We start from the raw sequence: 20,449 nt of genomic DNA on the forward strand, positions 1-20,449 counted from the left end.
TGCTCTTCCCGGGAACGCTTCCGCACGGCGAGCACGGTGGTCCCGGACAGCGGACCCGCCGCCGTGGACGGTACGGACTAAACCGTATGGTGGCGGTGTTGTGCCTGATCGGAGTGGAAGAGTCGGGCGGACATGGAGGCATGGCTGTGCACGGTGAGTACAAGGTCCCGGGCGGCAAGCTCGTCGTCGTGGACCTGGATGTCCGGGGCGGGGCGCTGTGCGACGTCCGGGTGGCCGGGGACTTCTTCCTGGAACCGGACGAGGCGATCCTCGCGATCGACGCGGCGCTCGAAGGCGCCCCGGCCAACACCGACACGGCCGGGCTCGCCGCCCGGATCGACGCGGCTCTCCCCGCCTCGACCGTGATGCTCGGCCTCACCTCCGAGGGTGTCGCCGTCGCCGTACGCCGGGCCCTCGCGCAGGCCACCGAGTGGAGCGACTACGACTGGCAGCTCATCCACGAGGCGCCGCAGTCCCCCGCGCTCCACATGGCGCTCGACGAGGTCATCACCGCGGAGGTCGCCGCGGGCCGGCGCCCGCCGACGCTGCGGGTCTGGGAGTGGGCGTCGCCCGCCGTGATCATCGGCAGCTTCCAGTCGCTGCGCAACGAGGTCGACCCGGCGGGCGCCGAACGCCACGGGATCACGGTCGTGCGCCGTGTATCCGGCGGCGGTGCCATGTTCGTGGAGCCCGGCAACACGATCACGTACTCGCTCTCGGTGCCGGACGCGCTCGTCTCGGGCCTCTCGTTCGCCGACAGCTACGCCTACCTCGACGACTGGGTGCTCGGCGCGCTCGGCGACATGGGCATCAAGGCCTGGTACCAGCCGCTCAACGACATCGCGACGGACGCCGGAAAGATCGCGGGCGCCGCCCAGAAGCGAGTGGTGGGCGGGGAGGGGGCCGTGCTGCATCACGTGACCATGTCGTACGACATCGACGCCGACAAGATGCTGGAGGTGCTGCGGATCGGCAAGGAGAAGCTCTCCGACAAGGGCACCAAGAGCGCGAAGAAGCGCGTCGACCCGCTGCGACGTCAGACGGGGCTCGCGCGCGAGGCCGTCATCGAGCGGATGATCGACTCCTTCCGGACCCGGCACGGCCTCACACGGGGCAAGGTGACGGACGAGGAGATGGGGCGGGCCGAGGAGCTCGTACGCACGAAGTTCGGCACCGAGGAATGGACCGCGCGGGTGCCGTGAAGCGGGTGCCGTGAAGCGGCTGCCGTGAAGCGGGTCCGGCCGAGCCGGTCCCGCAGGGCCGGTTCCGCACAAGGTGACGGAACCGGTTGCGCACATCCGCCCGTACGGGCGGATCCTCACCCCCGGGGCCATGGATCGCGTGCCCCCGGTCGGACCGGCGTCCCGGAACGTCCTCAGGCCGGCGTCGTCGGGATCTCCTGCTCGGTCCAGATGATCTTTCCCTCGGGGGTGTACCTGGTACCCCAGCGACGGGTGAGCTGGGCGACGAGGAAGAGGCCACGACCGCCCTCGTCGGTCGTCCTCGCATGGCGCAGCCGGGGAGAGGTGCTGCTGGTGTCGGAGACCTCGCAGATCAGGACGGACTGGCGCAGCAGTCGCAGCCGGATCGGACCCGTGGCGTAGCGCACCGCGTTGGTGACCAGTTCGCTGACGATCAGCTCGGTGGTCATCTCCAGCTCCTCCAGACCCCAGGCCCTCAGCAGACGGGCCGTCCGGGCCCGGACGCCCGCGACGGCGGCGGGGTCGGACGGCACGTCCCACGAGACGACGTGGTCGGGGCTCAGCTCGTGGGTGCGGGCGAGCAGCAGGGCGACGTCGTCGGGCTGGGGGACCGGGAGGAGCTGGTCCACGACCGTCGCGCACAGGGCGTCGAGGGAGAGTCCGCGCTGGGACAGGGCTCCGCCGAGCCGGGACATCCCGAGTTCGGCGTCCCGGTCCCTGCCTTCGATGAGCCCGTTGGTGTAGAGCCCGATCAGGCTGCCCTCCGGCAGTTCGACCTCCGCCGTCTCGAAAGGCATCCCGCCCAGGCCCAGCGGGGGGCCCGCGGGCAGTTCCGGGAAGCTGACGCGCCCGTCCTGGGAGACGACGACGGGGGGCGGGTGGCCGGCGCGTGCCATCGTGCAGAGCTGGGTGACCGGGTCGTAGACGGCGTACAGGCAGGTGGCACCGAGCACGGTCGTGCCGCTCGCCTCGCCCTCGGGTTCCTCCTCGCTCAGGCGCAGCACGAGGTCGTCGAGGTGGGCCAGCAGTTCGTCGGGAGGAAGGTCCATGTCGGCGAGGGTGTGCACCGCGGTGCGGAGCCTGCCCATGGTCGCGGCCGCGCTTATGCCGTGGCCGACGACATCGCCGACGACCAGGGCGACCCGGGCGCCGGACAGCGGGATCACGTCGAACCAGTCGCCTCCGACACCGTCCTTGGCGTCCGCCGGAAGGTACGAGGAGGCCACGTCCAGGGCCATTCCGCCGGGCAGTGTGTGCGGGAGCAGACTGCGCTGGAGTGTCAGCGCCGCCGCGTGCTCGCGGGTGTAGCGGCGGGCGTTGTCCACGCACACCGCCGCCCGTGCCACCAGTTCCCGGGCCGGGAGCACGTCGTCCGGTTCGAAGGGGACCAGGTTCACCGATCGTATGAAGGTGGTCACACCCAGCACCGTGTCCCGGGCCCGCATGGGCACGGCGATGAGGGAGTGGAGGCCGAACTCCCGGATGCGCGCCGCCCTGGCGGGCTGGTCCACCGCCCACAGCTGACGGACGGAGTCGAGGACCGGGATCAGGACGGGTTCACCCGTCACGAGGAAGCGGAAGTCGTTGGGCGGGGGCACGAAGTCCACCGGCTCCCCGATCCGGGCGATCGCCTCCGGGCAGCCCTCGCGTACCGATCTCAATCCGGCCCGGCGCATTCTCGGCCGGGACGACGACGGCCCGCTCGCACCGGGGCGCGCGCTACCCGCGTCGGGGAGCCCCGCACCGGGAAATCCCGCGGCGGCGGACCACGGTCCCGGCTCCTCGGGGCTGGCGACCGGTTCCAGCAGATCCACGAGGACGAGATCGGCGAACCGCGGTACCGCGAAGTCGGCCAGTTCCTGAGCCGTGCGCATCACGTCCAGGGTGGAGCCGATGCTGACCCCGGCGTCATTGACCAGGGCGAGGCGCTGCTGGGCCTTCCACCGGTCGGTGACGTCCAGGACCACGTAGCAGATGCCGGTGATGGTGCCGTCGCCGTCGGTCAGGGGGAAGAACGACGAGGAGTAGGCGCGCTGACGGTGCGGATCGGCCCAGCTCCAGCCCCGGTACTCGTAGTCGATGACGGGGACGCCGGTTTCCAGCACGCCGCGCATCAGGGTCTCTATGGCGTCGGCCTCCAGTCCCGGGAGCACTTCGCTCATCCGGCGTCCCACGCGCTGCTCGCGCGGGACGCCGCCGAAGCGTTCCAGGGTGTCGTTCACCCATACGTAGCGCAGCTGCGGATTCATCACCGCCATCCCGATCGGTGAGCTGGTCAGAAAGGCGTCCAGCACGGACTGCCCGACCGTCCATTCCGACCGTCGTTCGCGTCCCGAGACGAGGAAGCACTCCCGGCCGTCCAGGTGGAACGAGGCCGAGACCCGCAGATCCACAGCGATCTCCCGGCCGTCGCGCCGCCGCACGGTCGCGGCGCCGCTCCACCCCACACCGGCGCGGCACCGTTCGGCGATCCCCGCCACGCGCACCGGGTCCCCGGGCGTCGCGAGGAGAAAGCCGGCGGTCCGCCCGACCACCTCGGCGGCGCGGTACCCCAGCAGGTCCTGCGCGCTCTGCGTCCAGCCGACGACCGTTCCGGTTCCGGCGACCACCGCGGTCGCGTCGTTCGCCGTGTCGAAGGAGTGCGGGGAGGTGCCGGACCGCGGCGGTTCGGCTCCGGGCGTCGACGGCGGGCCTGCGGACGCCATACTGGTCACCACCCATCCACTCCGGTCCCCGTCCATGATCCCGCCTGCGGCGCTCCGGTGCGAGTGTCCGCGACCGCTGTTCCAGTGACGGAGCCACCGGGGCGGATCACCTGGGACGGGGTTCCCCGGGCCCGGGGGCCTTCGTTCGGATCACGCCGGACCGACGAGCGGGACGCGGCCCCGTCCGAACGGGAGCCCTGGATCGGTCACGGCTCGGACACGAGGACGACGGGCTGTACCCGGTCGCGGGCACCGGGCTGCGTCAGGGCGCGACCGATGCGGGTCCGCGCACGGGACGGGCCGATCACCGGGTGTGCTCCCGTCTCCTCGTGGGCGGGACTGCGGGCGGCGGGTGCCGATCCGGAAGTCGGGGCGGACGGGGTTCTCGAAACCGGGCGCGGTGCTCCAGTCGGGTGGTGTCCGTGTGACACGTACGTCGCTCGGCGGCCTCCGGCCCGTCCCCGGTCGACCGCGCGGAGCGGGGCACGGGTCGTCAGAGCCCGCCGCCCGGCCCGACGGAGGGGAACGGCACGGGGGGACGGTGCTCGTACCAGCGCCGGTCGGCCTCCAGTTGGGCGGCGAGGGAGATCAGCCGTTCCTCGCTGCGGGAGGGACCGAGCAACTGGGCGCCGACGGGCAGCCCGTCGGCGGTGAACCCGGCCGGTACGTTGATGCCGGGCCAGCCCAGTACGTTCCAGGGCCACGCGTACGGGCAGGCCTCGGCCATCGTCACATCGGTGCGCCAGGCGCTCAGCCCGTCGAACCTGCCGATCGGGGGCGGCGGCAGGGCGGTCGTCGGGGTGAGCAGCACGTCGTATCCGGCGCGGGTCGCGGACGTGTGGAAGAACGCACCGATCCTGCGGTGCTGACGCACCTCCCGTTCCCTGGCCGCTCGCACCACCCGGCCGCCGAGCCGGGTACCGGTGCGCAGGGCGCTGCGGGTGCGCGGGTCGAGGAGGGCGGGGTCGGGGTGGCGGGCGGCGAGCTCGGCGATGCCGACGGTGGCACGGGGGACGAAGCCGAGGCCGATCAGCCCGTAGCGGGGCCTGGCCTCCTCCACCTCGTGGCCGAGACGGGCGAGGGCCTCGGCCAGCGCGGTGACGGCCCGTCGCACCTCGGGGTGGGGCGCGGAGCCCGTGAGCGTGAGCGGGGGACGCCAGGCGAGGGCGATACGCAGTCGGCCGGGGTCGCGGCGGGCGGCGGCCGAGGCCTCGACCGGGGGCGGCCGGTGCGGATCGTCGGGGTGCGGTCCGGCGACCGCGTCGAGGAGCAGGGCGGCGTCGGCGACGGTCCTGGCCAGCGGTCCGTTGACGGTCAGCCCCTGGAAGGCGTCGCTCTGCGGGTGGACGGAGATCCGGCCCCGCTGCGGTTTGATGCCGACGAGGTGGGTCCAGGCCGCGGGGATGCGGACGGATCCGGCGCCGTCCGAGCCGAGTGCGGCGGGTACGAGCCCGGCCGCCACGGCCGCCGCGGAACCGCCGGACGAGCCACCGGGGGTGTGTCCGGTGTTCCAGGGGTTGCGGGTGGCTCCGAAGGCGCGGCCCTCGGTGAAGGGCCACTGGCCCAGCTCGCAGGAGTTGGTCTTCCCGACGATCACCGCCCCGGCGGCCCGCAGTCTGCGCACGGCCTCGCTGTCGGCGGTGGCGGCGGGCAGGTCGCCGTCGCAGCCGAAGTAGGTCGGCATCCCGAGGACATCCGTGTCGTCCTTGACGGCGACCGGCACCCCGAGCAGGGGCAGCCGCTCCCCCGCGGCGAGCCGGCGATCGGCCTCGGCGGCCTCGGCGAGCGCGGCCTCGGCTCGCAGGTGCCGGAAGGCGTTGAGGATGCCCTGGCTGGCTTCGATCCGGCTCAGGGCGGCACGTACCTGTTCGACAGAGGTGGTTCGGCCTTCGGCCAGCTCGCGTGCGCTGTCGGTCAGCCCGATCGCGCCGGCCGGTTCGCCGGTTTCCACGGCTTCCGTTGAGGACATGGGCTGCCCGCCTTCCTCGAATCGGCAGATGCGCGCGCCCGCACCTGTACGCGGGAATGAACTTACCGGAGGGTAACGAGTTGCGGGCGGTCCGCTCAACCGTTGGGGGGAGGGCGGCCGGAGGCGGCCGCGCGGCCCGCTGTGTTCGTCCGGGGTGCTCGGACGGCGGAAAGCAGTGCTGGGGGTGCGTGGAAGCGGGGTCCGTGAACGCGGGCCGGTGCGACCGGAACCGTCCCCGGCCGTTCATGACACAGAACGCGGTAAGACATCACACTGTGTATGCACTTCACACGTGGCTCTCCCCGCGTCCTCCGTCGCGCGGCCCGTCACGCCCCGACGTACGCTCAAGGGGATCGGATCGCACACCTGAGCAGGCCCGACGGGCCCTTCGAGGGAGGCACCGTGACCGGCCAACTCATCGGCACACGCGGGACCGCTCTGGCGGCGGTGTTCGTGCTGGGAATCACGAGCGGCGGCCTCGTCGGCGGCGACGTGGCGCACGCGGACAACGGCATCGACACGCTCTCCGCCCAGCAGATCGCCGACCGCTCGCGCGACGCCCTCCTGAGCGCCCGGTCCCTGCACCTCGGCGCGCGTGGCGACCTGAACGGCGGCAACCCGTCGACGGTCCTGAGTCTCACGCTGGACCGGGACGGCAACTGCAACGGTTCGGTGGATCTCGGCAACCAGCAGGGATCGGTCCGGATCGTGAAGCGCGGCGACGACATCTGGGTCAAGCCGGACGCCGACTTCTGGAAGAACCAGGTCCCCAACGGCGGCTCGGCCTTCGCCGCGATCCTCAACGGGCGTTACATGAAGGGCTCGGCCACCGACCCGAGGCTCCGTGAGGTGGCCGCCGGATGTGATCTGACCACCTTCCAGAAGCTGGTCGCCGACAACGCGGACAACGACCGGGGAACGCTGAACAAGGGCAGGAAGACCACGCTGGACGGGGCTCCGGTGGTGCCCCTGACCAGGATCAGGGACGGGCGGACACTGACGGTGTACGTCGCGGACACGGGCAAGCCCTACCCGCTGAGGATCACTGTGCGGGGCGGCGGGGCGAACGCGGCGGTGGACCTCTCGGCCTTCGACAGGCCGGTGCCCACGGCCACGCCGCCGCCTGATCAGACGTACGACATCAATGCTCTGCTGAACCGTACGACGTCGGCGCCGCTGTGACGTCGGCCCGCCCGCTGAGCACCACGTACAGCACCAGCGAGGAGGCCAGCCCGACCGCCCAGCCGTAGTCCGCGAGCGGCTTCAGGACCGGGATCAGTCCGTCGGCCGGGAACGGGCCCGTGCCGGGGGCCGAGTGCGAGCCTCCGATCGCCAGGACACCGCCGACGACGAACGCGAGGACCGCCCGCCAGTTCCAGCCGTTGACGTACCAGTACCGGCCGCCGGGACGGTAGAGGTCCGCGAGGTCGAGCACGGTGCGGCGGACGATCCAGTAGTCGGCGATGAGAATGCCCGCGACCGTACCGAGCAGCCCGCCGACCAGTCCGAGCCAGGTGAAGATGTACAGCTCGGGGGTCCCGGTGAGTTTCCACGGCATGATGACGACACCGACGACACCCGTGATCAGCGCTCCGGTACGGAAGTTGATGAGCTTGGGGGCGAGGTTCGCCAGGTCGTACGCGGGTGACACGACGTTCGCCGCGATGTTCACGGAGACCGTCGCGACGAGCACGGTCACCAGGGCGTACAGCAGCCCGAAGACGTTGTCGGTCCTGGCGACGAGCTGGACCGGGTCCCAGATCGCCTCCCCGTACACGGCCTGCGAGCCCGAGGTGACCAGGACCGAGAGCAGCGCGAAGAGCGTCATCGTGGTCGGCAGGCCGAGCGACTGCCCCCGGATCTGGGCGCGCTGGCCGGCCCCGAAGCGGGTGAAGTCGGGGATGTTCAGCGAGAGCGTGGCCCAGAAGGCGATCATGCCCATCAGGGACGGGAAGAAGACCGGCCAGAACTCCTTGCCCCAGCCGAGCCGGGAGGGCTGGTCGAGCAGCGGGCCGAATCCGCCCGCCTCGACCGCGACCCAGACCAGCAGAACCACCGCGCCGACGATGACGAAGGGGGCCGCCCAGTTCTCGAAACGGCGCAGGGCGTCCATCCCCCGGTGGATGATGGCGAGTTCGAGCGCCCAGAAGAGGATGAAGCAGAGCCAGAGCGTCCACGGCTGACCGCCGATCCCGGACGCCGTCGCCCAGCCCCCGAAGACCTTCCCGAGCAGCGTGAAGATGCCGACGCCGCCGATCCAGGTCTGGATGCCGAACCAGGCACAGGCCACCGCCGCCCGGATCAGCGCGGGCAGGTTGGCTCCGCGCAGACCGAAGGAGGCGCGGGCCAGCACGGGGAACGGGATGCCGTACTTGGGTCCGGCGTGCCCGGTGAGGAGCATCGGGCCGAGCACGATCAGGTTGGCGAGGGCGATGGTGAAGACGGCCTGCTTCCAGTCCATGCCGAGCGCCACCAGACCGGAGGCGAGCAGCCACGACGGGATGTTGTGGGCCATGCCGACCCAGAGCGCGGCGAAGTTGTACGTCGTCCAGCGGCGCCGTTCCAGCGGAACGGGCAGCAGGTCCTCGTTGACGAAACGGTTGTCGGTGGGCACGGCGTCGGGAGCGAGTCCGATGCGGCCCGACGGATCGGATGTCCGGCCCTGCGGTGGAAGCGGTGGGGTGGGTGGAGTGGGTGGGACGGTCGAGGTCATGGCGGCTGAACCCTTCGCTCGGGAACGGTGCCGTGCGGGGCGGGAGGCGCGGGGCGTGCGTACAGCCGTGGGGGTGGTCGGGTCCGACGGTCAGGTGGACAGGGCGGGGATGATCCGGGAGCCGTAGGCGTCGATCGTCGCCTCGCGCGCGTCGTGCATGTCGTACACGGCGAACTGGTCGACACCCAGGTCTCGCAGGACCCGGAGCTTGTCGATGTGGGCCTCGGGCGGGCCCAGCAGACAGAACCGGTCGACGATCTCGTCCGGCACGAAGGTCGTGTCGGGGTTCCCGGCACGCCCGTGATGGCTGTAGTCGTAGCCGGACCGCCCGGCGATGTACGCGGTCAGGGCCTCGGGGACGAGACCGGAGTGCTCGCCGTACCGGGAGACCAGGTCCGCGACGTGGTTGCCGACCATGCCGCCGAACCAGCGGCACTGCTCGCGGGCGTGGTCGAGGTCGTCGCTCACATAGGCGGGGGCGGCGACGCAGATGGTCACGGAGGCCGGGTCGCGGCCGGCCTGCGTCGCCGCGTCCCGCACCGCCTTGACCATCCACTCGGTGAGGAACGGATCGGCGAGCTGGAGGATGAAGCCGTCGGCCTTCTGCCCGGCGAGGGCGAGCGCCTTCGGGCCGTACGCCGCCATCCAGACGGGCAGTCTGCCGTCCTTGATCCAGGGGATGTGGACCGGCTGCCCGTCGACGGTGGCCTCCCGCCCCTCGGCGAGGTCGCGGATGACGTCGATGGCCTCGCCGAGGCGGGCCAGGGTGTTGGGCCTGCGGCCGGCGACACGCATCGCCGAGTCGCCGCGCCCGATGCCGCAGACCGTGCGGTTGCCGTACATGTCGTTGAGGGTGGCGAAGGTCGAGGCGGTGACCTCCCAGGTGCGGGTGCCCGGATTGGTGACCATGGGGCCGACGACGAGGTGTTCGGTGTGTTCGAGGATCTGGCTGTAGATGACGAAGGGCTCCTGCCAGAGCACCGCCGAGTCGAAGGTCCAGCCGTAGCGGAAGCCGTTGCGTTCGGCGCGGCGCATCAGGCCGACGACGGACGAGGCGGGCGGGTCGGTCTGGAGAACGAGTCCGAAGTCCATGACGGGTGCTCCTAGTCCAGGTACTGACAGGTGGCGCGCGGGGTGTACATGCCGTGGCCTGCCCGGCCGGTGAACTTCCTTTCGTCGATGACGACTTCGCCGCGCGAGAGGACCGTCTCGACCTGGCCGGTGATCCGCTTTCCCTCGTACGCCGAGTAGTCGACGTTCATGTGGTGGGTCTCGGCGGAGATGGTCTGTACGGCCGTCGGGTCGTAGATGACGACATCGGCGTCGGCGCCCGGGGCGATGGTGCCCTTCTTCGGGTAGAGGCCGAACATCCGGGCCGGGGAGGCGCAGGCGATCTCGATCCAGCGACGACGCGAGAGGTGGCCGTCCACGACCGCCTGATGGAGGAGATCCATCCGGTTCTCCACGCCTGGCATGCCGTTGGGGATCTTCGAGAAGTCGCCCCGGCCCATCTCCTTCTGGCCGGAGAAGCAGAAGGGGCAGTGATCGGTGGAGACGACCTGGAGTTCGTTGTTCCTGAGGCCCCGCCAGAGTGCTTCCTGGTGTTCCTTGGGGCGCAGAGGGGTGGAGCAGACGTACTTCGCCCCCTCGAAATCGGGCTCGGCGAGGTTGTCGGTGGAGAGGAAGAGGTACTGCGGGCAGGTCTCGCCGAAGACCGGAAGCCCCTTGTGGCGGGCGGCGGCCACCTCGGCGACGGCCTCGTCGGCGGAGACGTGCACGACGTACAGCGGGGATCCGGCGACGCGGGCGAGCTGGACGGCTCGGTGCGTGGCCTCGGCCTCCAGCGCCACCTTGCGGACGTCGCCGTGGTGGCGCGGGTCGGTGCGCCCCTCGGCGAGGGCCTGTTCGACGAGGACGTCGATGGCGATGCCGTTCTCCGCGTGCATCATGATCAGGCCGCCGTTGTGGGAGGCCCGCTGCATGGCGCGCAGGATCTGGCCGTCGTCGCTGTAGAAGACGCCCGGGTAGGCCATGAACAGCTTGAACGAGGTGACGCCCTCCGACACGAGGAGGTCCATCTCCTTGAGCGAGGACTCGTTCACATCGGAGAGGATCATGTGGAAGGCGTAGTCGACGGCGCAGTTGCCGTCGGCCTTCGCGTACCAGGCGTCGAGTCCTTCGCGGACCGCGTGGCCCACGGACTGGATGGCGAAGTCGACGATCGTGGTGGTGCCGCCCCAGGCCGCCGCCCGGGTGCCGGTCTCGAAGGTGTCGGCGGCGTAGGTGCCGCCGAACGGCATCTCCATGTGCGTATGCGCGTCGACACCGCCCGGGATGACGTATTTGCCGGTGGCGTCGATCCTCCGGTCGGCGCTCCAGCTCTCGGCCGCGTCGGTGCCGTGCGCCGCGAGAGCGGCGATGCGGCCGCCCTCGATGAGTACGTCGGCATGGATTTCGTCGGACGCGGTGATGACGAGACCGCCGTGGATGACGGTGCGGCTCATGTACCCCTCCTCACTGTGGCGGAATGGGTCTACGCACGTAGATGAGGTGCGTGGTGAAGAACGTAGAAGTGGGTTACCCACTGTGGCAATACCGCTGCGGCTAACCGCTGAAGACGTTTCTGTTTCCCCCGCCCGGCACTCCACCGGCCCACAGCGGGACGCGGCGCGGCGCCGCTCCCGGACGGGGAGCGGCGCCGCGGCGCTTCGTATACGCGTCTTCCCCCAGGTACGGCTCGTCGGGACGGGGCTGCGGGGGGAACGTTCAGCGTCTGACGCGGATCAGCTTCTTGTTGGCGAACTCGTCCATGCCGTACCTGCCGAGCTCACGGCCGATACCGGACCGCTTGATCCCGCCGAAGGGAAGTTCGGCGGCGGTGCCGGGGGCATCGTTGATGTACACCATGCCGGCTTCGAGACGGTCGGCCACGCGCAGCGCGTGTTCCTCGTCCGCGCACTGGACGACCGCACCGAGGCCGTAGGGGCTGTTGTTGGCGAGTGCGATGGCCGCTTCCTCGTCCGTCACCCGGTGGATGACGGCGACCGGGCCGAACAGTTCCTCGTGGAAGGCGCGCATCCGGTCGGTCACCCCGGTGAGGACCGTCGGCTCGAACCAGGCACCGGGCCGGTCGACGCGGTGGCCCCCGGTGAGGACCGTGGCGCCGAGCGCCACCGCGTCGTCGACCTGTGCGGCGAGCGCCTCCGCCGCGGCGACGGAGGAGAGCGGTCCCAGGAAGGTGGCCGGATCGGTGGGGTCGCCGGGCTCCACCGCCCGTACCGCGGCGGTGAACTGCTCGACGAAGGCGTCGTGGTGCTCGTCGAGGACGATGATCCGCTTGGCGGCGTTGCAGGCCTGGCCCGCGTTGCCGAACCGGCCGGTGAACGCCTGCTGGACGGCTCGCGCGAGATCGGCTCCGTCGAGCACGAGGAAGGGGTCGGAGCCGCCGAGTTCCAGGACGACCTTCTTCAGGTGCCGTCCGGCGATCTCCGCGACCGCCGCGCCCGCCCGTTCGGATCCGGTCAGCGAGACGCCCTGCACCCGTGGGTCCGCTATGACGTCGGCCACCTGTTGGTTCGAGGCGAAGAGGTTGACGTACCCGCCCTCGGGCAGACCCGCGTCACGGAAGATCTGCTCCATGGCGAGGGCGGACGCGGGACACTGCGGGGCGTGCTTGAGCAGGATCGTGTTGCCCAGCATCAGATTGGGCGCGGCGAACCGGGCGACCTGGTAGCAGGGGAAGTTCCACGGCATGATCCCCAGGAGCGGCCCGACCGCTTCCTTCCTGACGACGGCGGTGCCGCCCGACGCGACGGCCAGTTCCTCGTCGGCGAGGAACGCGGCGCCGTTGTCGGCGTAGTAGCGGTAGATCGACACGACGATGTCGATCTCCGTACCGGCCTGGGCGACGGGCTTGCCCATCTCCTGGGTGATCAGGGCGGCCAGCCGGTCCTTCCGTTCGGCGTGCAGATCGGCGACCCGGTGCAGCAGTGCCGCCCGGTCGTCGAGGGCACGGCCGCGCCAGACGGCCTGCGCGGCGGCGGACGCGGCCAGGGCTTTCGCGATCTGTTCGTCGGTGGCCTGCGGGTATTCGCGGACGGTCGCCCCGGTGGCCGGGTCGACGACGGCGTACTGGGTGGTGGTCATGGTGCGTGCTCCCTTACGGCAGGGGAATGTTCTGGTCGACGACGACGTGGATGACGGCGGGCCTGCGCTCGTCGGTCACGGCCTTGAGGGCCCGCTCGACGGCTCCGGCCGCCTGGTCGTCGGAGGTGACGGTCTCGCCGTGGGCGCCGAACGCGCGCGCGTAGGCGGCGAAGTCGGGGTTGGCGAGCTGGGTGCCGCTGATCCGGCCGGGATAGTGGTGTTCCTGGTGCTCCCGGATCGTGCCGTACTGCTGGTTGTCCATCAGGATCACCAGGAAGGCCGCTCCGTGCTGGACCGCCGTGGCGATCTCCTGACCGTTCATCAGGAACTCGCCGTCGCCCGCGACGGCGACGGTCAGGCGGTCCGGGCTCTCCAGCGAAGCGGCGAGGGCGGCCGGGACGCTGTACCCCATCGAGCCGTTGCGCATGCTGAGCTGGCTGGGGAAGACCCGGGTGGGCAGGTAGCGCTGGGCCCAGACACAGTGGTTGCCGGCGCCGAAGGTGTACACGGCGTCGTCGGGGAGCCGCTCGACGAGCTCGGCGACGACGGTCGTCATGTGGGCGGTGCCGGGTGCGGTCACGGGGAGTCCGGCACCGGTACGGACCTCGGCGGGCAGTGCGGCGTGCCGGGCCTCCTCGTCGCGGGCCTCGGCGGTCCACCGCGTCCAGTCGGGGTGGCCGGTGAGGTCGAGGTCCGTCAGGGCTTCGGTGAACGTGTCGGGGGCCGCGAGTATCTGCCGGGTGAGACCGCCGCTGCGACCGCGCAGTGTCGCGTCGATGTTGGCGACGACGGTGCCGGCCGTCGGGGACTGGCGCAGTGTGTAGCCGTCGCTGGGTACGTCGCTCAGCACGCCGCCGACGCAGAGCAGCAGGTCGGCCTCCTCGACGCGACGGGTCAGCGAGTCGCGTCGCCCGTATCCCAACTGGCCTGCGTTGACCGGTGAGTCGAACGGGACCCGGTCCGAGGCGCGCCAGTCCTGGACCACCGGAATGCGGTGCCGCTCGGCGAAGGCGGTGAGCCGGGCCGCGGCACGGGGGGTCCAGCGGGGTCCGCCCGTGAGGATCAACGGACGTTCGGCACGGATCAACAACTCGCGCAGCGCGTCGAGTTCGGCGGGGGCGACGCCGCCGTCCGTCACCGGGAGGACGGGATGGATCTCCGACGGCGCGGGGCGCGTGATGATGTCCTCGGGCAGCCCGACGACCACGGGGCCGGGACGTCCCGAGCGGGCCGCGAAGAACGCCTCGGCAACCAGCTCGGACGCACGTTCCGGCTGGTCGAGGAGGAGGACGCGCTTGGCCTGGGTACCGAACCAGGCCCGCGGGTCGAAGTCCTGGAACGCCTCCCGGTCGCGGTGGTCGCTGGGGACGAGACCGACGAACAGCACCATCGGGGTGGCGTCCTGCCAGGCGGCATGGACGGCCACGTAGGCGTTGGCGGCACCGGGGCCGCGGGTGACCATGGCGACGCCGGGCTCGCCGGTGAGCTTGCCGTGGGCCTCCGCCATGTAGGCCGCGCCGCCCTCGTGGCGGCAGACGACGGTGGTGATGCCGGAGTCGTACAGCCCGTCGAGAAGGTCGAGATAGCTCTCGCCGGGCACGGCGAACACCCGCTCCACACCGTGCAGGGCGAGGGCTTCGACGACGGCGTGACCGGCCGACCTGGCGGATGCCGGGTCCGATGTGCTCCGCCCGCCGGCGGGGGTGTGGACGGGGGCGGAGGCGGGGGCGGGTGGCGTGACGGTCACAGGGATGTCCTTCGGGTGGTACGGATGGTTCGAAACGGGTGTCGCGGTGGTCGTCGCCGTGGAGGGTGACCCGCACGTGCACGGTGGCCGCGCGTGGTGAACGGCGCGCATCGCCGAGAACGGTGGCCGTCATCGCGAGCGGTGGCCCGGGTGGTGAACGGCGCACGTCATCGAGACCGGCGGCCCGCGTGGTGAACGGCGCGCGCCGCCGTGATCAGTGCTCCGTGTTCGTGGTCGTCGGTGCTCGCGGACCGGACGCGCCGGGGATCACACAGGGAATGCCCGGCTCGTGAACGTCGCGCCGAACCGCGCCGAACCGCACGGAGACCTCGCTTCCCCGGCCGGTCGCCCGGCCGCCCTCGCACTGTCCGCTCAGTATCAGGAGGGCGCCTTCATGCCGTCCAATACATAGATGGCAAGGAGGCCATGCGGTTCAGGCATGAAGGCGGGACTCCCCGCATGCTTCAGTTCGTCGGCCGTACCGGCGGATCGAATGAGTCCGGTTGTCCCGCGAGGTAGTCCCGCAGCCGCAGCGCCATCGACCTGATCAGATCCGTGGCGAAGTGCCCCGGCAACCAGGCCGCATGGAGTGGCACCTGCAGCACGTCCGCGCCGCACGCGCCCGGCGCGGACGGGCCACCGTCCTTGATCCGCAGCCCGTAGCCACCGAGCCTCGGCAGATCCGTACTCACGCCGATCCCGTGTCCGGCCACCGCGAGGGCCTCGACGGTCGGACCGTCGTCGCATTCGGTCAGCCGGGCGGGCGCCAGCCGCCGCTGCCCCAGCGCGTTCTCCAGTACGCCCCGGCTGACGCTGGACCGGGAGTGGGCGAAGATCCGGCTGTCGCAGAGTTCGGCCAGGTCCACCTCCGTGCGCCCCGCGCGGGCCCAGGCGTGTCCGGGTGCGACGAAGGCCTTCAGCGGCGTGCCACCCAGGTCGACCGTCTCGAATCCGGCCGCCTTCGCCGCCGGGGAGACGATCAGGTCCGCCTCGTCCAGCAGCTCCTCGTCGAGACGGAAGTGGCTCGCCTGCCGGGTGAGCAGCGGCGGGTCCTCCGGTCCGGTGGTGGCGATGAATCCGGCCAGGAAGCCACGGATCGACGCCGGCGTGGCCGCGACGACCAACTGGGAGACCCGTCCCGAGCGCAGCGCCTCGACCGCCTCCTCCATCGTCCGGGTCTCGGCCATGAGCCGTCGGGCCAGCGGCACGAAGGCACGGCCGGCCGGTGTCAGCGCCAGCCGGTTGCCGCGCGGCTCGAAGAGGACCATCCGCATCTCGCGCTCCAGCGTCTTGAGCTGACGGCTCAGACCCGGCTGGGCGACATGCAGGCCGGCGGCGGCGGAGGTGATGGTCCCGGCCTCGACGACGGCGAGGAAGTACAGGAGGCGCCGGTAGTTCATCGGCCGATGATAACGACGCCCGAATATAACGGAACAGTTACGGGTCTGGTCCACATGTTGAGTACGGTTCATGCGCTCGTCCCGTACGCGGCGTGGTCCGCTCACCACCGACGGCGAACCTCGGACACGTCACCGGACGACCCCGAAGTCCGGTGCCCACCGACCGATCCCGGAGGATCACGTGTCCCTGTCGCGCTCCGCGCGTACGGTGCTGGCCGCCGCCACCGTCGCAGCCGTCGCCCTGCCGCTCGCCACCACGGCCGCCCAGGCCCAGGAGTCCGGGGCCGCTGCCCCGTACGCCGGTCTGCCGTCCGGCACCAAGCAGGCGAAGACCCTGGTCATCGGCATCGACGGCGCCACCTTCGACACCTTCTCGCGCGCCGACGTACCGCACCTGAAGCAGCTGATGGCCAAGGGCCTGACCGCACGAAGCAACCTGTACGCCAACCCGATGGCCCCGACCGTCTCCGGCGCCGGCTGGTCGTCCATCGCCACGGGCGTCTGGCCCGACAAGCACAACGTGAAGGACAACAACTTCACGGCCCCGAACTACGGCCAGTTCCCGGACTACGCGACCCGGCTGGAGACCGCCGACCCGGCCACGTCCACCCTGGTCGTCGGCACATGGAGCCCGATCCCCCAGATCGTCTTCGGCGCGAAGACCGATCTGCGGATCGCGGGCGGCAACGACGAGGGCACCACCGCCAAGGCGGCCGACTACCTCGCGCACGGCAACCCCGACTCCACCTTCGTCCACCTCGACGAGGTCGACGGCGCCGGCCACAGCTCCGGCTCCGCCAGTGACGCCTACCTCAAGGCCCTGCACACCGCCGACGCCCAGGTCGGCCGACTGCTCGACGCCGTGACCTCGCGGCCGACGTACGACGACGAGGACTGGCTCGTCGTCGTCACCGCCGACCACGGCCACACCCCCACCGGCGGCCACGGCGGCAACACCCCGCTGGAACGCGGCACGTTCGTGATCGCCCAGGGCAAGGGCATCGCGCCCGGTTCGGTGCGCGACGACGTCAAGATCACCGATATCGCACCCACCGTCCTGCGCCACGAGGGCGTCGCCACCGACCCCGCCTGGAACCTCGACGGAACCGCGCTCGCCGAGCTGAAGCCGGATGCCTTCGACGCGCTGCGCGGCTCGCTGCGCACGCCCGTCGACGAGACCGGGCTCCCGGCCGGCACCAAGGGGTGGACGAACACCGCGCCCGAGGGCTGGTCCATCGACAACTCGAGGATGCCGGCCGGCGGCGTCACCGAGTGGCGCGGCTGGGCCTTCGCCACCGACGAGTTCTGGACCAACGCCGAGCGGGGCCAGGGCCGCGAGACGAACGTCCGCGCCCGCGACGTGTTCGCGGTCGCCGACTCCGACGAGTGGGACGACAGGGCGCACGGCGCCGGACAGTTCGATTCGACCCTGGTCAGCCCCTCCTACAAGCTGAACGGGGCGGCGAGGGCAACCCTTTCGTACGCCACGAACTACCGTGTCGACGGTCCGCAGACCGGCGACGTGTACGTCGCCTACGACGGTGGCGTCCCGCAGCTCGTCAAGTCGTACCGGAGCAATGCCAACACCGTCGAGCACCTCGAGCTCGACGTTCCGGCAGGCGCGAAGTCGGCCCGGCTGAGCTTCCACTACACCGGTACGAACAGCGCCTTCTGGACCGTCGACCAGGTCGCGCTCGGCCAGCCCGACCCGCCGTCGCAGCTCGCCGTCGCCTCGCTGAAGGCCGACACGCGGCTGCTGGGCCGGCCCGGCTCCGACGCCCCCTGGAAGATCACCGCGAACGGTGTGGTGAGGACCGCGCAGGGCGAGCCGGTGAGGGGCGCGCAGGTCACGGCCGAGCTGACGGCCGGGAGCAAGGTGCGGAAGCTGACCGGTACGACGAAGAAGGACGGCTCGGTACGCTTCGAGGCCACCGTGGACCAGGGCGTCGCCGAGGCCGCGCTCACCGTCACCGAGGTGCGCTACGAGCACCTCGCGTACTACGGCGAGCTCGACCCGGTCCGCACCCTGGACCTCACCCGCCCCACAGGCCACCGGGGCTGACCGTTCGGCCGGGTCCCGGAGTCACGGGGCCCGGCCGCACCGCCCCCGCGCCGGGTCATGGGGGACGACGGTACGGGGGTGTGGTCGCGGTACGGGGGTGTGACGGCGGTCGTCACACGGCCGCGTACCGGCCGTCGCCCACACCCCCGTCGCTCATGCCACCGCTCCAAGGGCCTCGGCCAGGATCTTGGCACCCTCCTCCGCCTCCGCGACGGTCAGCGTGAGCGGTGGTGCGATCCGCAGCACGCTGGTGTTGTGACCGCCGCCCTTGCCGATGAGCAGACCGCCCTCACGGGCCGCTTCGAGTACGGCGGCGGCTGCCCGCGGGTTCGCCTCGTCGGTGCCGGGCTCGACCAGCTCGATACCGATCATCAGGCCCCGGCCGCGCACCTCCCGTACGCACTCCGAGGCCGCGCCGATCGCACGCAGCCGCTCGATCAGCAGTCCGCCGACGCGGCGGGCGTTGCCCTGCAGATCGTGTTCGAGGAGGTACGAGAGGTTGGCGAGGCCGGCCGCCATGGTGACCGGGGAGCCGCCGAACGTCGAGATGGAGTTGGCGTCGAGGCAGTTCATGACGTCGGCGCGGGCCACGACGCCGCCGATCGACATGCCGTTGCCGATGCCCTTGGCGAACGTGAGGATGTCCGGCGGGCCGCTCTCGCCGTGCGCCTGCCAGCCCCAGAAGTGTTCGCCGGTGCGGCCCCAGCCGGTCTGCACCTCGTCGGAGATCCACAGGATGCCGTGGCGGTCGAGGACCCGGCGGAAGGCCGCGTACAGACCGTCGGGCGGTGAGGTGAACCCGCCGACGCCCTGGATGGGTTCGGCGATCAGGGCGGCGGGCTCGCGGGTGTGGCCGAGCAGGTCCTCCAGATCGGCGACGCAGGCCGCGACGAACTCGGCGTCGCCGAGATGCGCGTAGGGCCCGCGCGTGCGGACGCCGCCGTGCACGTACAGCGTCTGCAGCGGCGAGAGATTCGTGGGCGACCAGGCGCTGTTGCCGGTAATGGAGACCGCGGAGAAGGATCTGCCGTGGTAACTGTTGCGCATCGCGAGGATCTGGTTCGACCTGCGGTACGCGGTGGCGAGCAGCAGGGCCGTGTCGTTGGCCTCGGTGCCGGAGGTGGTGAAGAAGACCCGTGCGTCCGGGATGCCGGAGAGCGTGGCGACGCGTTCGGCCAGCTCGACCATCGGCTGGTTGAGATAGAGCGTGGAGGAGTGGATGATCCGTCCGGCCTGCTCGCTGACCGCTTTGGTCACCTCGGGCAGGGCATGGGCGGTCATGGTGGTGAGGATGCCGCCGAAGAAGTCGAGGTAGCGCCTGCCGTCGGCGTCCCAGACATGGCGGCCCTCGCCGTGGGTGATCTCCAGCGGGTCCTTGTAGTAGAGCGCCAGCCAGTCGGGGCTGACGGCGAGATGGCGTCGGTGCAGGCTGCTCACGACTCCACCAGTCCTTCGTACGCGTCGGGTCGGCGGTCCCGGTAGAACGCCCACTGCTGCCGGACCTCGTCGATGAGACCGAAGTCGAGGTCGCGGACGACGAGTTCCTCCTCCTTGTCGCTGGCGACCTCACCGACGAACTGGCCGCGCGGGTCGACGAAGTAGCTGGTTCCGTAGAAGTCGTTGTCGCCGTACTCCTCCTGGCCGACGCGGTTGATCGCGGCGACGAAGTACTCGTTGGCGACGGCGGAGGCGGGCTGTTCCAGCTGCCAGAGGTAGCTGGACAGGCCGCGCGAGGTGGCGGACGGGTTGTAGACCAACTGGGCTCCGTTGAGGCCCAGTTGCCGCCAGCCTTCCGGGAAGTGACGGTCGTAGCAGATATAGACGCCGACCTTGCCCACGGCCGTGTCGAAGACCGGCCAGCCGACGTTCCCGGGCTTGAAGTAGTACTTCTCCCAGAACCCCTTGACCTGCGGGATGTGATGTTTGCGGTACTTGCCGAGGTAGGAGCCGTCGGCGTCGATGACGGCGGCGGTGTTGTAGTAGAAGCCGGACTGCTCGATCTCGAAGACCGGCACGACGATCACCATGCCGGTCTCGCGGGCGAGTTCCCGCATCCGCAGGACGGTCGGCCCGTCCGGGACGGCTTCCGCCCAGCGGTAGTGCTCGGGTTCCTGCACCTGACAGAAGTAGGGGGCGTTGAACACCTCCTGGAAGCCGATGATCTTCGCGCCCCGGCGGGCGGCCTCGCGCGCATGCTCCTCATGCTTGGCGATCATGGATTCGGTGTCGCCGGTCCAGGTCGCCTGGACGAGTGCGGCGCGTACGACTTGGGACATGAGCTGCTCCTTCGACGCGGCGTCAGAGAGCCTCTACGCGTTTCTACGCCCGTAGACACGTGCGTAGAGGAGAACGTAGGCCCCGTCACACAGCGGGGCAAGACCATCGCCGTGAACCGGCGGAGTCGATCATGTTTCACACCCGTGCGGGCCACACGTCCGCATCGGCCCGGGGCCCGTGCGGCACCCGGCTCCCGGCTCGGCCCCGCGCGCCGGTTTGTATTCTCGG

The 20,449-nt window shown here is 71.0% G+C and carries 13 protein-coding genes; 3 read left to right on the plus strand and 10 right to left on the minus strand.

The features are described 5' to 3' along the window. Positions 1-146 precede the first annotated feature (146 nt). Positions 147-1,202 carry a biotin/lipoate A/B protein ligase family protein gene (locus tag ACIRP2_RS13240; RefSeq protein ID WP_404250811.1) on the plus strand — a complete coding sequence of 352 codons (1,056 nt, stop codon included), beginning with the start codon at positions 147-149 and terminating at the stop codon, positions 1,200-1,202. Positions 1,203-1,375: 173 nt separating this feature from the next. On the opposite strand, the gene ACIRP2_RS13245 is transcribed toward ACIRP2_RS13240, so the two are convergent. Continuing rightward, a complete protein-coding gene (locus ACIRP2_RS13245; protein ID WP_404249559.1) occupies positions 1,376-3,907 on the minus strand; it encodes a SpoIIE family protein phosphatase in 2,532 nt (843 codons plus the stop codon). Positions 3,908-4,400: 493 nt separating this feature from the next. After that, positions 4,401-5,876 (minus strand): amidase, encoded by a 1,476-nt coding sequence (locus ACIRP2_RS13250; protein ID WP_404249561.1) that lies wholly within the window; start codon positions 5,874-5,876, stop codon positions 4,401-4,403. Positions 5,877-6,278: 402 nt separating this feature from the next. Here ACIRP2_RS13250 and ACIRP2_RS13255 point away from each other — a divergent pair, with 402 nt between their 5' ends. Continuing rightward, positions 6,279-7,058, plus strand: coding sequence for a hypothetical protein (locus ACIRP2_RS13255; protein WP_404249563.1), 780 nt, complete (start codon positions 6,279-6,281; stop codon positions 7,056-7,058). On the opposite strand, the gene ACIRP2_RS13260 is transcribed toward ACIRP2_RS13255, so the two are convergent. The 6 genes from ACIRP2_RS13260 to ACIRP2_RS13285 form a co-directional block, all read right to left on the minus strand. Continuing rightward, a complete protein-coding gene (locus ACIRP2_RS13260; protein WP_404249565.1) occupies positions 7,018-8,589 on the minus strand; it encodes an NCS1 family nucleobase:cation symporter-1 in 1,572 nt (523 codons plus the stop codon). The two genes, ACIRP2_RS13255 and ACIRP2_RS13260, sit on opposite strands and share 41 nt — an antisense overlap. Positions 8,590-8,679: 90 nt before the next feature. After that, entirely contained in the window at positions 8,680-9,681 is a 1,002-nt protein-coding gene (locus ACIRP2_RS13265) for a TIGR03842 family LLM class F420-dependent oxidoreductase (RefSeq protein WP_404249567.1), read from the minus strand. Between the two features lie 11 nt (positions 9,682-9,692). Continuing rightward, positions 9,693-11,093: a dihydropyrimidinase gene (gene hydA, locus ACIRP2_RS13270; RefSeq protein ID WP_404249569.1), complete on the minus strand. Its 1,401-nt coding sequence runs from the start codon at positions 11,091-11,093 to the stop codon at positions 9,693-9,695. Positions 11,094-11,355: 262 nt separating this feature from the next. Continuing rightward, positions 11,356-12,735 (minus strand): NAD-dependent succinate-semialdehyde dehydrogenase, encoded by a 1,380-nt coding sequence (locus ACIRP2_RS13275; protein WP_404249571.1) that lies wholly within the window; start codon positions 12,733-12,735, stop codon positions 11,356-11,358. Between the two features lie 13 nt (positions 12,736-12,748). Then, positions 12,749-14,482, minus strand: a complete 1,734-nt coding sequence (locus tag ACIRP2_RS13280) for a thiamine pyrophosphate-dependent enzyme (RefSeq protein WP_404249573.1) — start codon at positions 14,480-14,482, stop codon at positions 12,749-12,751. A 464-nt stretch (positions 14,483-14,946) separates the two neighbouring features. Continuing rightward, positions 14,947-15,882, minus strand: coding sequence for a LysR family transcriptional regulator (locus ACIRP2_RS13285; protein WP_404249575.1), 936 nt, complete (start codon positions 15,880-15,882; stop codon positions 14,947-14,949). A 181-nt stretch (positions 15,883-16,063) separates the two neighbouring features. On the opposite strand from ACIRP2_RS13285, the gene ACIRP2_RS13290 reads away from it, so the two are divergent. Then, complete coding sequence (locus ACIRP2_RS13290) at positions 16,064-17,944, plus strand: alkaline phosphatase family protein (RefSeq protein ID WP_404249577.1); 1,881 nt, start codon at positions 16,064-16,066, stop codon at positions 17,942-17,944. Between the two features lie 153 nt (positions 17,945-18,097). On the opposite strand, the gene ACIRP2_RS13295 is transcribed toward ACIRP2_RS13290, so the two are convergent. Together ACIRP2_RS13295 and ACIRP2_RS13300 are read right to left on the minus strand one after the other, a co-directional pair. After that, positions 18,098-19,381 carry an aspartate aminotransferase family protein gene (locus ACIRP2_RS13295; RefSeq protein ID WP_404249579.1) on the minus strand — a complete coding sequence of 428 codons (1,284 nt, stop codon included), beginning with the start codon at positions 19,379-19,381 and terminating at the stop codon, positions 18,098-18,100. Then, entirely contained in the window at positions 19,378-20,220 is an 843-nt protein-coding gene (locus tag ACIRP2_RS13300) for a nitrilase-related carbon-nitrogen hydrolase (RefSeq protein WP_404249581.1), read from the minus strand. Before ACIRP2_RS13300 ends, ACIRP2_RS13295 begins: the two co-directional genes overlap by 4 nt. Positions 20,221-20,449: the final 229 nt, after the last annotated feature.

This window comes from Streptomyces sp. NPDC101194 (genome assembly GCF_044767885.1).
In the GTDB taxonomy this organism is placed as follows: Bacteria; Actinomycetota; Actinomycetes; order Streptomycetales; family Streptomycetaceae; genus Streptomyces.

Excerpts from the sequence above, each read along its gene's own strand:
- ACIRP2_RS13245 (WP_404249559.1), bottom strand. The coding sequence starts at position 3,907 with ATGGCGTCCGCAGGCCCGCCGTCGACGCCCGGAGCCGAACCGCCGCGG.
- ACIRP2_RS13250 (WP_404249561.1), bottom strand. The coding sequence starts at position 5,876 with ATGTCCTCAACGGAAGCCGTGGAAACCGGCGAACCGGCCGGCGCGATC.
- ACIRP2_RS13260 (WP_404249565.1), bottom strand. The coding sequence starts at position 8,589 with ATGACCTCGACCGTCCCACCCACTCCACCCACCCCACCGCTTCCACCG.
- ACIRP2_RS13265 (WP_404249567.1), bottom strand. The coding sequence starts at position 9,681 with ATGGACTTCGGACTCGTTCTCCAGACCGACCCGCCCGCCTCGTCCGTC.
- hydA (WP_404249569.1), bottom strand. The coding sequence starts at position 11,093 with ATGAGCCGCACCGTCATCCACGGCGGTCTCGTCATCACCGCGTCCGAC.
- ACIRP2_RS13275 (WP_404249571.1), bottom strand. The coding sequence starts at position 12,735 with ATGACCACCACCCAGTACGCCGTCGTCGACCCGGCCACCGGGGCGACC.
- ACIRP2_RS13285 (WP_404249575.1), bottom strand. The coding sequence starts at position 15,882 with ATGAACTACCGGCGCCTCCTGTACTTCCTCGCCGTCGTCGAGGCCGGG.
- ACIRP2_RS13300 (WP_404249581.1), bottom strand. The coding sequence starts at position 20,220 with ATGTCCCAAGTCGTACGCGCCGCACTCGTCCAGGCGACCTGGACCGGC.